10 protein-coding genes and 1 other RNA gene are annotated in these 13,255 nt (G+C 38.2%); 2 read left to right on the top strand and 9 right to left on the bottom strand.

The annotated features are described in order from the left end of the window. Positions 1-17 precede the first annotated feature (17 nt). The 8 genes from alaS to cymR all read right to left on the bottom strand — a co-directional run bounded on the left by alaS (position 18) and on the right by cymR (position 10,560). Positions 18-2,660: an alanine--tRNA ligase gene (gene alaS / locus D1839_RS03895; protein ID WP_120378588.1), complete on the bottom strand. Its 2,643-nt coding sequence runs from the start codon at positions 2,658-2,660 to the stop codon at positions 18-20. Between the two features lie 423 nt (positions 2,661-3,083). After that, complete coding sequence (locus D1839_RS03900; protein ID WP_120378587.1) at positions 3,084-4,190, bottom strand: AI-2E family transporter; 1,107 nt, start codon at positions 4,188-4,190, stop codon at positions 3,084-3,086. A gap of 38 nt (positions 4,191-4,228) precedes the next feature. Continuing rightward, positions 4,229-4,423 (bottom strand): hypothetical protein, encoded by a 195-nt coding sequence (locus D1839_RS03905; RefSeq protein ID WP_183030201.1) that lies wholly within the window; start codon positions 4,421-4,423, stop codon positions 4,229-4,231. A 79-nt stretch (positions 4,424-4,502) separates the two neighbouring features. Beyond that, positions 4,503-6,830 carry an SF1B family DNA helicase RecD2 gene (gene recD2 / locus D1839_RS03910; protein WP_120378586.1) on the bottom strand — a complete coding sequence of 776 codons (2,328 nt, stop codon included), beginning with the start codon at positions 6,828-6,830 and terminating at the stop codon, positions 4,503-4,505. Positions 6,831-6,849: 19 nt separating this feature from the next. Then, entirely contained in the window at positions 6,850-7,524 is a 675-nt protein-coding gene (locus tag D1839_RS03915; RefSeq protein ID WP_120378585.1) for a tetratricopeptide repeat protein, read from the bottom strand. A 14-nt stretch (positions 7,525-7,538) separates the two neighbouring features. Further along, positions 7,539-8,645 (bottom strand): tRNA 2-thiouridine(34) synthase MnmA, encoded by a 1,107-nt coding sequence (gene mnmA / locus D1839_RS03920; protein WP_330585419.1) that lies wholly within the window; start codon positions 8,643-8,645, stop codon positions 7,539-7,541. Between the two features lie 327 nt (positions 8,646-8,972). Then, positions 8,973-10,118 (bottom strand): cysteine desulfurase family protein, encoded by a 1,146-nt coding sequence (locus D1839_RS03925; protein WP_120378584.1) that lies wholly within the window; start codon positions 10,116-10,118, stop codon positions 8,973-8,975. Positions 10,119-10,140: 22 nt separating this feature from the next. Further along, positions 10,141-10,560 (bottom strand): cysteine metabolism transcriptional regulator CymR, encoded by a 420-nt coding sequence (cymR, locus tag D1839_RS03930; RefSeq protein ID WP_050353165.1) that lies wholly within the window; start codon positions 10,558-10,560, stop codon positions 10,141-10,143. A gap of 156 nt (positions 10,561-10,716) precedes the next feature. Between cymR and D1839_RS03935 the strand changes: the two genes are divergently transcribed. After that, positions 10,717-11,994, top strand: coding sequence for a replication-associated recombination protein A (locus tag D1839_RS03935; protein ID WP_120378583.1), 1,278 nt, complete (start codon positions 10,717-10,719; stop codon positions 11,992-11,994). Between the two features lie 324 nt (positions 11,995-12,318). Beyond that, the gene (locus D1839_RS03940) at positions 12,319-12,987 is read left to right on the top strand and encodes an RsfA family transcriptional regulator (protein ID WP_120378582.1); all 669 of its coding nucleotides are present in this window, start codon (positions 12,319-12,321) and stop codon (positions 12,985-12,987) included. 66 nt (positions 12,988-13,053) lie between these two features. Here D1839_RS03940 and ssrS read toward each other — a convergent pair. Beyond that, a non-coding RNA gene (gene ssrS / locus D1839_RS03945) (6S RNA) lies at positions 13,054-13,238 on the bottom strand. Positions 13,239-13,255: the final 17 nt, after the last annotated feature.

Below are 13,255 nucleotides of genomic sequence, written 5' to 3' on the forward strand. Positions count from 1 at the left end.
AGATCTGTAACCACAATTTAATGGTTTCGTTTCTCTTCGATGTAAAGCTTTGCTACATGTAATGCTTCCGCTATTCTAGATGGGTCTTTTCCGCCAGCCTGTGCCATATCAGGTCGGCCTCCTCCCCCTCCACCACAAGCCTGTGCAGCTTTCTTAATCAGACGTCCAGCGTGGTATCCTTTCTCAATTAAGTCTTTGGAAACACCTGCTGCTAATTGTACTTTATTATTATTTTCCATCGCTAATAGAATCATACCTGAATCAAGTTTTTGCTTTAATTCATCTACCATATTCCGTAATTGATTCATATCTTGCACTTCTACTTTTTTAGCTAATACTTGGACTCCGTCTATCGTTTCAACTTCTTCAAGCATAGTAGCTGTTTCCTTATTTGCTAATTTTGCTTGCAGGGATTCCCTTTCTTTTTGTAGCTGTTTTATCTCGTGATACAGTGTCTCAATTTTTTCAGGCACTGATTCGTCTTTTGCTTTGACTAATTGTGCCGCTTGTTGTAGTAACCCTAATTTACCTGTTATAAATTCATATGCCTGTTTACTCGTCACCGCTTCAATTCTTCTTGTGCCAGCCCCTATTCCGCTCTCTGTAACAATTTTAAACAAGCCAATTTCAGATGTGTTTACAACATGGCAACCGCCACATAATTCAATACTATAATCGCTGATTTGCACAACACGAACGATATCGTCATATTTTTCACCAAAAAGGGCAGTTGCTCCCATTTTTTTCGCTTTTTCCAGGTTCTCGGTTTTAATCTGTAATGGAATAGCTTGCCATATTTTCTCATTTACCAGTAATTCAATTTGCGCTAATTCTTGTTTGGATACAGCTTGGTAATGGGAAAAATCAAAGCGTAACCGTTCTGGAGCTACTAACGAACCAGCTTGGTTAACATGCTCTCCAATAACATCCTTTAATGCTTGATGTAATAGATGCGTCGCCGTATGGTTCTTGACAATAAACGATCTTTTGGCTTTATCAACTCTTGCCGTAACCATTTCTCCAACTGAAATACTGCCCTTTTCAATTAGAACGCGATGCACATGCTGCCCTTTCGGTGATTTTTGTACATCTTTTACTTGTCCAGCCGCATACTCCGTGTGGATGGTTCCTTGGTCGGCAATTTGTCCACCACTTTCTGCATAGAACGGGGTTTGATGTAGAAACAGATACACTTCTTCTCCAGCGTTTGCTTGTTTCACTTGCTGCTCATCTTTTATGATTGCTGCAACAGTCGCATCTTGTTCCGTATTTGTATAACCTACAAATTCACTTGCTACATCAATTTCTGCTATCGCACCTCCTTGTACCTGCATGGAATCTACTTTTTGTCGTGCTTTTCGTGCTCGTTCACGTTGCTTATCCATTTCTGCCTGAAAGCCAGCTTCATCAATAGAAAATCCTTGTGCTTGGACGTATTCTTCGGTCAGCTCCTTAGGAAATCCATACGTATCATATAAGCGAAACACTTCATAACCAGGAAAAATCGAGCTTCCTCGTTGTTTTTCACGGTTCATGATAGTTGTTAAAATATCCAATCCATCATGCAACGTTTCATGAAATTTTTCCTCTTCTGCCTTAACCATATTTCTAATAAAATCTTTCTTTTCCACCACTTGAACGTAAAAATCCTGCATAATGTCAGCTACCACATCCACAAGTACATACATAAATGGCTTTTCAATACCAATCTCTTTAGCAAAGCGAACCGCTCTACGAATTAAACGACGGAGAACATAGCCCCTCCCCTCATTAGACGGAACCGCACCATCACCAATGGCAAAGCTAACGGTACGTATATGATCTGCAATTACTTTAAACGCGGTATCCGTTGATGAACTGCCCCCATACTTAACAGATGCTAACGTTTCCGTCTTCTTTATAATCGGCATAAATAGATCCGTTTCAAAGTTGGTCGGAACATCTTGAATGACAGATACCATTCTTTCGAGACCTAAACCAGTATCAATATTTTTTTTAGGTAGAGGTGTATATGTATCATCGGGATTATGGTTAAATTGTGAGAATACAAGGTTCCATATTTCAAGGTAGCGATCGTTTTCTCCTCCAGGATAAAGCTCTGGATCGTTTGGATTATTGCCATATTTTTCACCACGGTCGTAAAATATTTCGGTGTTTGGTCCACTTGGTCCTTCGCCGATATCCCAAAAATTTTCTTCTAAACGGATAATCCGCTCTTTTGGCAAGCCAATAGTATGAAGCCAAATATCATAAGCCTCATCGTCTTCAGGATGCACAGTAACGGATAAACGGTCTTCTCCAAATCCAATCCAATGCTCGCTCGTTAGAAACTCCCATGCCCACTCGATTGCTTCTTGCTTAAAATAATCGCCAATGGAAAAATTTCCAAGCATTTCAAAGAACGTATGATGACGTGCTGTAAAACCTACATTCTCAATATCATTTGTTCGAATTGATTTTTGCGCATTTACAATTCTTGGATTTTCTGGAATTACCCTTCCATCAAAATATTTTTTTAATGTAGCGACACCGCTATTAATCCATAATAGTGTCGGATCATCTTTTGGTACAAGTGATGCGCTTGGTTCGACTCGATGGCCCTTTTCCTTAAAAAAATCTAGAAACATTTGCCTTACTTCTGCTGACGTCAGTTGTTTCATTAGCTTTTCCTCCTATACATTTATGAAAAAATTCTGTTTACTTGTCAGTTCTGGAAAACAGTACTATGTAGACACAACAGTTTTAAAGAAGGTTATCAGAATGGTACTTCTGTTGCGCTTTTAAAATTCAGTTATAGAATAAAAAAATCCCCTCTCTGCAATTGCAGGGACGAGATTGATCGCGGTACCACCCTTATTATGAATACAGTTGTATTCATCACCTTGTAGTTGATAACGGTATCCAAACCGGCGGGAATGAACCGCACTCCAGAACAGCTTTCCATGATGTGAACTTTAGGGTTTCTTACAGCCAAAGGAATCCCTTCTCTACAAAAGCACGTATCATGTACTCAGAACCTTCAACGCTTTTTAATTATAACCTTGTTATGCGCTATTATAGAATAATGCGTATATGAATGTCAATTAAGATGGAGCAGAATCTTTTGGATGCTTGGATTTAGCGTAATATTCCCTCCATATTAAGAGATGCTGCACGATAACTTTTAGAATAGTCATTAACGGAACCGCAATAACCATCCCAATAACTCCAAAGAGTTGTCCACCTAACAGTAATGCAAAAATAATCGCTGCCGGGTGAATATTTATGCTTTTACCCACAATATAAGGGGACAGCAGATTACTTTCAATCAATTGAATCGCAAATACAGATAGAATGACAAAAAAGACGAGTTTACCGGAGACAGTAAAGCCAATTGCCACTGCTGGTACCGCTCCAATAATCGGCCCAAAATAAGGGATTAGGTTTGTGATTGCCATTAGAATTGCTAATATTAATGCAAACTCAAGTTGCAATAAGAATTTAAAAACGATAAATGAAGTAAGACCTACAAACGCACAAACGATAAATTGACCGCGTATATAATTCCCTAAATTCTCATCAATTGCATGCCAAATTTGACTGGCAGTTATTCGATACTTTACTGGAATCAAACGTTTACTAACTGCTTTTAATTTGTCATAGTCTTTCAAAAAGTAAAAAACGAGTACAGGAATAACCGTTAAGAATATGATGAAATCAAATACTTTAGTAAATCCATTCATCAATCGTTCTAATAATCGATCTAATGCATTTTCGGTTCGTATCAGCAATTGATCAAACTTATCATGTACATTTTCTGGTAAAAAGGATGTATATTCATACATCTGATAAATTGTTTTTTCATACATATTCATTAATTGCGGAAACTGTTCATTTAAATCTCTCACCTGAACGACGACCATTGGATATATACGATAAATAAAATACGCCGTTAAACCAAAAAAGAGCAGATAAATGATTAAAATTGCTACCCCTTTAGGGATACGATATTGGTGAATCATCTGTACAATGGGGTATAGTAAATAGGCAATTAAACAGGAGATAAGAAAGGGCGCAGATACATGCCATAATAAGGAAAATACCGCTTTATAAACAGGAAATAGTTTAACCATTAAATAGAAAAACAGAAATAGTAGTATGCCAATTAATAGGAAATAGAGGAAGTTTAAGCTTTGTCCATTTTTAAACATAGCTTACCACCCTCCAAAGGGAAACTGCAAACACTATGTTATCCATTTCCATACAAGCTTCTTTCTTCCTCATTGAATAAATCATTGAGCGAGCTTAATGACCCATCTGCCTCCACTTGATGTAAAAGTAATGTATTATTATCTACCGTCATTTCCACAAAACATGTCCAACAATAATATTGTCGGTTGCCAATTTTACCAATATCTTTCCCCTGACAGTTCGGGCATCGCATGATGTCAATACTCCTTCTTATTTTCACTTGAATTTTAGTTATCATCATGCTAACCCATTTTCACTAAAAATATACGCTCTTACATAAAATCATACGGGGAAAGATTAGCGTCCTCGGTTTCAAAAACAGTTGAATTTTGTCCGTCCCGTTCTCGCTCCTCACCCAGCTTTTCAACCAAGTGCTGCGTCAGTGTTGTATACCGCTGATTTGTATGCTTTGTAGCAACTCCATCCAAAAATGAATTTTGATCCCCGCAGATAATCAACGATTGCTTACTTCTTGTTATAGCTGTATATAATAAGTTTTTCCTTAGCATTCGTTGATATGCTCGAACAACTGGCAAAATGACAATCGGGAATTCACTTCCTTGCGATTTATGAATGGAAATACAGTATGCAAGCATAATATTACGGTAATCTTTCCGTTCATAAACTACTTCACGGTCTTCGAAAGCAATAACAAGTTGTTCTTCTTGTTCGGTATTCTCTTCCTCACGGAAAATAGCTACAACTTCGCCAATATCTCCATTATAAACGCCGTCTTCAGGCTGATTGACAAGCTGAATTACCTTGTCGCCGGTTCGAAAGATAGCTTCAGCAGTTCTAACTTCTCTTTTTTGTTCTGTTTTTGGGTTAATCACTTTTTGGAGCTCTTGATTGAGTTTTGTAATTCCCGCTTCCGAACGATACATTGGTGCAAGAACTTGAATATCCTTTGACTCAATTCCCTTCTCGATTGCTTTTTTAAATATTTTAGTAATCACATCGACCATTTGTATCTCGTTACAATGAATGAAATTAAAATCATGATCCTTTTGTAAGTTCACTGGTTCATCCTTTTTTATTTCATGTGCAAGTTGAATAATTTTCGAGCCTTCTTTTTGCCGATATACTTCTGTCAGTCGAACGTAAGGAATCCGATCCGTACTTAATAAATCAGATAAGACCTGACCAGGACCGACAGACGGCAATTGATCCTCATCGCCAACAATCAGCACTTGCATGTCATCAGGTATAGCTTTAAAAAGATGGTTAGCTAACCAAATATCTACCATTGAAAATTCATCAATAATAATAAACTTCCCACTAAGTGGCTCATGTTCATTCTTTTCAAAGCTTTGATTTCCATCCCATCCCAATAATCGGTGGACCGTCATTGCTGGAAGCCCCGTCGATTCATTTAACCGCTTCGCAGCTCTACCAGTTGGAGCTGTTAGAATAAATGGAAAGTCACCTTTATGATCGTAATCCTCTGGACGTAGCGCTAAATCATGGATCGTGGCGTATGCCTTTAGAATGCCTTTAATAACCGTTGTTTTTCCTGTTCCTGGTCCACCTGTAAGAATCATGACTTTTGCATGGAGGGCCTGGTTAATTGCAGTGAATTGCTCTTTACCATAGGATAATATTTCTTCCTCTTCAATATCACCTATAATCTTCATAAGTTCAGCCATGGGAGTTTGGTGCTCAATCGGCTTTTGTAAAATCCGCTTTAACTGCGAACTAAACCCATCCTCGGCATAGTAAAGCGAAGGTAAATAAACATTTCCATCTTGGACAATTACTTTTTTATCTTTATTTAAGACCTTCAATTTATCGATAATCATTGACTCTGTTAATTCTTCTGTATTTAACAGCGAAAAAATAGATGTAATGCAAAAATCCATAGGTAAATAAACATGCCCATCTTGAACAGAACTTTGCAGTACATAGATACAACCTGCTCCCACCCGAGTAGGATGCGTAGCTGGCAGTCCCATTTGTCTAGCAATTTCATCAGCAGTCCGAAACCCAAATCCTTCGATATCAAACACGAATTGGTATGGATCTGCTTCCAATAACGGAACAGCTTCATCTTTATACTGTTGATAAATCTTTTGGGACATTTTCAAACCAATATTATATTGGGATAAATGGACGGCTACATGCTCAAACCCTTGATTTTCTTGGATAGTAGCGCGTAATTGATCCGCCGTTTTCGCTTTTATTCCTGGAACAGCATATAATGCCTCTGGATCATCCATAATTTTTGTAATTGCATTTTCACCTAGTTGCTGGACAATCTTGGTAGCTGTTTTTTTACCAATACCATAAAATAGATCGCTGGATAAATAAGCAATCAATCCATCCTTCGTATCAGGAATAAATGTTTTGTAAGAAGTTACTTTATATTGAGTGCCAAATCGTGGATGCTTGTCAAATATGCCATAAAAATAATAGCTGGTTTCCGGCTGCAGATTAAAGAAATAACCCTTAATTACAATTGTTTTATCTTCAAAGGCTTCGTTTGTATCCAATACTTTAATTTTGGCAATTGAAAAATGCTCCGCCTCATTTTGAAAAATCAAATGAAGGAGTTCGCCTCGAATATAACTTTCATGCTCAGCCGTTTGTTTTATTTGTTCCATCCAAAAACACTCCATCTTTTTACTTACTATCTATCATATGGAGGAAAGCAGTTACTCTTTTTCGTCCGTTGGCTGCCAAAACATGGTCTGGCTGAATACGTAATGCTTCCCCAAAAAGCTCTAATGCCTTTTCTAGTTGTTCATTATATAGGGCTATGACACCTAAGTTATAGTATGCATCACTATGATTATCATTCTTCTGAAGCACTTTATAAAAAATTCCTTCCGCCTCTTTTAAATGTTCACATTGTGCTAGACTCAACCCGTATTGAAAGAGAAATTCCTCATCATCCGGATTAAGTTCTACTGCTCGTAATAAATAAGGTAAAGCCAATTTATAATACTCCTGATGTTGCAGAGTCATCCCTAGTAAATAATAGGTATCTGCTTCCATTAACCCGTATTTTATCGCTGTTTGTAAATGTTTCTGAGCTTTAGCATACAACGACTGCTCATAATAGAGATTACCCAAGCCATAATGAGCGGTTGCTGCCTGCGGATCCAATTCAATTGCCCTTTCAAAAAAGCGTTGTGCGCGTTCTGCATCTTGTATATGCAACAGGAAGTTACCAAAGTTTGTATACCCCACTGGATCATTGGGATGTTCTTCAATAATTTCCGCAAATAAAGCAGCAGCTTTGTCCAACTTATTATTTTGCATTGCGGTTATAGCTTGTTGTAGCTTATCCTTCATTGTAAAACTCCTCGTTATCCTACATAATCAAGTTGACGTTCATTTTTAAAAATTTGGTCGATCGTCCCACCGCCAAGACATACTTCTCCATCATAAAAAACAACAGCTTGCCCCGGAGTGATTGCTCGCTGGCTTTCTTTAAATTCAACGTGGATACGATTATCATCCATTTCAGTTACTATTACAGGACTATCTTCTTGACGATAGCGAAATTTTGCTGTACACGTGAAGCTCTTATTTATTTTATCTGGATGGATCCAATTAACATCCGTTGCCGTAAGCGCGTCGGAGTATAGCTTTTCATTACTATATCCTTGTTCTACGTATAAAATATTTTTCGGGATATTTTTGCCGACTACAAACCAAGGATCTCCTGCTCCGCCAATACCAAGCCCTTGTCGTTGGCCAATCGTATAGTACATCAGCCCATCATGTTTGCCCTTCACCACACCATCCAACGTTTGCATTTCTCCTGGTTGTGCTGGAATATATTCACTCAAAAATGCTTTGAAATTCCGTTCTCCAATAAAGCATATACCTGTACTGTCTTTTTTGGTCGCTGTTGCAAGATCATATTCTTTGGCTATTTTTCTTACTTCTGATTTTGGTAAATGACCAAGTGGAAACATCACTTTTGCCAAAACATCTTCCGTTAATTGATTCAGAAAATACGTTTGGTCCTTATTATCATCGACACCTCGTAACATTTCATAACGGCCATCTTTTTCACGTACCCGTGCATAATGACCTGTCGCAACATAATCAGCACCCAATGACAATGCATGTTCTAAAAATGCTTTGAATTTTATTTCTTTATTACACATGACGTCTGGATTAGGGGTTCTTCCAGCTTTATATTCATCTAAAAAATACGTAAATACTTTGTCCCAATATTGTTTTTCAAAATTAACTGCATAATATGGGATATCCAGTTGGTTACAAACTCTTACTACATCTTCAAAATCCTCTGTTGCTGTACAAACACCAAATTCATCTGTATCATCCCAGTTTTTCATAAAAATACCAACAACATCATAACCTTGCTGTTTTAAAAGCAGAGCGGCTACAGAAGAATCTACACCTCCACTCATACCAATAACTACTCTTGTATCTTGATTCATATTAATCATCCTTTAATTTTTATAAAGTGGCGTTTTTTGTATAGAAGGCTTTCTGACGCTAAGAGCTAACATCTTAGGAGTAAGGGTACTTAAAGCTATTCACCGACATACCCTTTTTCCCAATTGCCACACCTTTATACCAAACATCATGTCCCGCATTCCTTTATTCTAAATTGGGCGATGATAGCAACTTACAGGTGGAATAAAGGCGAAACCTCTCAGTCAACAGGTGTCTTCTTTTCCGGATGGCTGGTAGTCGAACTAATGGGCATTTAGTTGTCGTTCTTCTTTTTAGTTTTGGCGCATTCCTTAAAAGACTACGGCAGCTTACAGACGAGTCAAACGCTTCACGCTTTTAGCTACACGTTGAGCAGCAGTGTTTATGTTTTCGGTAGTATTAGCCAGTCCAAAGCTAAATCGGATTGAGTTTGTCGTACATTCATGTCCTTTTCCAAACATAGCAGTAAGTACATGAGAAGGTTCTACAGATCCTGCAGTACAGGCACTCCCACTAGAAGCTGCGATTCCATCTAAATCTAAATTTGTTAATAATGCCTCCACATTTGTTTTAGGAAAACTCATATTCACGATGGAAGCAATCGTAGACTGCTGGTCTCCATTAATTTGAAAAACAATTTCTTGCTCACGCAAACGGGCTATAAATTGTTGCTTGAAACCTTCATATGTCTTGAGCCGTTGCTCTCTTTCATCTATCGCTAGTTGCACTGCCCTTTCAAATCCTACAATTCGCGCCACATCTTCTGTACCTGCGCGGCGTTTTCTTTCTTGTTCTCCACCATATTGCAACGATTGAAGCTTCACATCTTCATTAGCAAAAAGAAAGCCGACACCCTTTGGACCGTTTATTTTATGAGCAGATACAGTCAACATATCAACCCCTAATTCACGAACATCGATATCTATTAAACCAAAAGCTTGAACGGCATCGGTATGGAAATAAGCTTGATGATTCTCGAGTTCTGCAGCAATCTCTTTAATCGGTTGTACCACACCAGTTTCATTATTGACATACATAACAGAAACTAGAATGGTTTCGTTGGTTAGCGCGTTGCTCACGTCCTCGACAGCTATCTTTCCATCTTCTTTTATTTGCAGGTATGTCACATCAAAGCCTTCTTTTTCCAATTGTTCAGCTGTGTGTAATACCGCATGATGCTCTTGGGAAGATACAATAATATGCTTTCCTTTATCCTTATTGGCTCTTGCTACCCCAATCAAAGCTAAGTTATCCGCTTCTGTCCCGCCACTTGTAAAGATTATTTCCTTTTCCCCTGCTCCAATACTTTTGGCCATATTTAACCTAGCATTATCCACCAACTTTCTCGCTTTTCTACCAAAGGCATGCACACTGGATGGATTACCAAACACTTCGCCTTCAACTTCATACATGTGCTTTAATACCTCTGGGTGAATAGGGGTCGTCGCTGCATGATCTAAATAGATATGTTCCACAAATATCTTTCCTTCCTACCTTTTAAATATAAAACATATAAGCATCCTGTGGTTCATCGTCATTATGCTCCGCTAAATCTTTTAACGTAGTTGTATCCAACACGTCTTTTACAGCATCACGAATTCTTAACCATAAAGCTTGCTTTGCCGGTTCTTCATCTTCTATTCCTTCTACAGGTGTAATCGGACCTTCCAAGACACGAATAATATCGCCTGCTTTTATATCCATTGGCTCCTTTGCCAATACATAGCCACCATATGCACCGCGAATACTCCGAATTAAGCCCGCATTTCTCAAAGGGGAAGCTAACTGCTCTAAATAATGCTCAGATAATTGATTTTCTTTGGCAATTTGTTTAAGGGAAGTTGGTCCTTTGCCATGACATTTCGCTAGATGTATCATAAGAGTAAGACCATATCTTCCTTTCGTTGAAATTTTCATATCAAACACCTCAATTTAATTAACGTTCCATACACTCATACATGATATTATAGCATGGAACACAAATGACTTGCATACGATTCACTTCTATATGCTTGTCGATCAACATGTAACGTAAATAAGCAATTTATCATTATAATATAAAGGACGGTATAAATGAAACAAAAACCACTTGCAGTTCAAATGAGACCAGAGCATATTGACGATATTATTGGACAAGAACATTTAGTTGGCGAAGGAAAGATCATTCGTCGCATGGTAGCTGCTGAAAGGCTTGCATCCATGATATTATTCGGACCTCCAGGAACTGGTAAAACATCTATGGCTTCGGCCTTAGCCAAAAGTTTAGGCAAGCAAGTAAAAACATTAAATGCAGTCACCGATAAGAAAAAAGATATGGAGATTGTTGTAGAAGAGGCCAAAATGACAGGGCAAATAGTTCTCATTTTGGATGAGGTACATCGTTTGGATAAAGCAAAGCAAGACTTTTTACTTCCACATTTGGAAAATAACCTAATTATCTTGATCGGCTGTACAACTAGTAACCCTTATCATTCCATTAATCCAGCAATTCGCAGCAGATGTCATTTATTTGAATTGCATAAACTAACCACTGATCATGTTAAGGAAGCCATTAAACGGGCAATGATAGATCAAGCAAAAGGATATGGAAAGAAGCCCATTCAACTTTCTGATGAGGCATTGGATCATTTTGCAGTCAGCGCTAACGGAGATCTAAGAGCTGCATTAAATGGCTTTGAATTAGCTGTTTCATCCACACCTGAAAATGAGGAAAACCAAATTTCTATCACTTTGTCTATAGCAGAAGAATGTATGCAAAAAAAGAGCTTTTCCCATGATAAAAATGGTGACGCACATTATGATGTGCTTTCCGCATTTCAAAAATCTATTCGGGGCAGTGATGTTGATGCTTCGCTCCACTATTTAGCCAGATTAGTGGAAGCTGGAGATCTCGACAGTATTGCACGGAGAATGATTGTAACTGCTTATGAGGATATTGGTCTAGCCAACCCTCAAGCCGGGCCTCGAGCATTAGCAGCAGTACAGGCTGCAGAGCGTCTAGGCTTTCCTGAAGCAAGAATCCCGTTGGCTGTCGCGATTATAGAGTTATGCCTATCTCCTAAATCAAATACAGCCTATAAAGCATTAGACAAAGCTTTGCACGATGTAAGAAGTGGAAAAAGTGGAGAAGTTCCAACCCATATTAAAGACGCGCATTATGCTGGTGCAAAATCGCTAGGCAGAGGCACTCAGTATCAATATCCACATGATTACGATCACGGCTGGGTAAAGCAGCAATATTTGCCCGATGCAATTAAACATAAACAATACTATGAACCTAAGGCTACTGGCAAATTTGAACAAGCTATGAAACAAGTTTATGAGAAAATCAGGAAAGATAAACAGAATTAACGTATAAGTTGCCACTTCTTTGGTAACAATAAGGTTTAACGAGATAACGTGATACTTCTTTCAGTAGGGATTGTTTCAACTTCTACTGAATGTTAGTTGAACGAATCAGGTATTTAGGTACGGTTATCTCCCTCTTAGACCTCTTTAAATCCTTCATTGGATTAATGAAACGGGGGGCTTATAAGTACCTTAATGCCAGATAAATCAAATCTATTAATGTTGTTCAAAAGTAGGAAAATGTACAGCTTCCCTTTGAAGCAAATATGTCTTTTACACTACCTATCTTGAACAATAGGTTGTTACGTAAAAAGGAGTGGAACAAAAATGGCAAAGGTTAGACAAGATGCATGGTCGCATGAAGATGATTTATTATTAGCAGAAACCGTATTACGCCACATAAGAGAAGGAAGCACGCAATTAAATGCTTTCGAAGAAGTTGGAGATAAATTAAATCGTACTTCTGCCGCTTGTGGCTTTCGATGGAATGCAGAAATACGTAATAAGTACGTGAATGCTATTGATCTTGCAAAACGTCAACGAAAAGAAAAGAAACGGGCTATGGCAAAGGCAGGAAAGGTTGAGCATAAGCCAACCATTGTAGCTTCTACAAGTCAAAAACAAGAACCAGAGCACAATCAAATGTTTAGTGACATTCCAATGACTTCTGCAGCCGATTTAACAATGAATAAGGTAATCCAATTTTTAAGAGGGTTAGAAAAAAAATCATTGGATTCAAATCAATCAAAAGCCTCGCTTGAACAGGTACAAAAAGAAAAAGAAGCATTACAAAAACAAGTAGATACATTGAACCGAGAGTTACAGCAAACAAAAACTCAGTTAACAACCATGCAGGAAGATTATCAAGCCTTTATCCAAATTATGGATAGAGCAAGAAAAATGACTGTATTAGAAGATCAAGGTACGTTGACTGCCCCAGCCTTTCGAATGGATAAAAACGGTAATTTGCAGCAGTTGGCGCAAGGATCAAACTAAGATATCCTTACTTAAAAAAACCTACATTGCTAAAGGAATCGTCCTTTTAAGCAATGTAGGTTTTTTAGCAGTCCCGATCGTGCCGTCCAGTATAAAGCTTTGATCCCGCTCATGGCAGGTGGGTGCTCTGTTCTATATTTATTGTGCTTCCTCATGGTTAAGGCACGCACGCAACATAGAAACAAACGAGCTCCCAATTATAAAGGTGTTCGGTCAAAACACTTTGGTACGGACGAACACATCAGGATTTTACTGTTTGTAAATATAT

Origin of the sequence: Roseburia sp. 1XD42-34, from assembly GCF_009917385.1 — a bacterium.
GTDB lineage: Bacteria > Bacillota > Bacilli > Bacillales > Amphibacillaceae > Virgibacillus.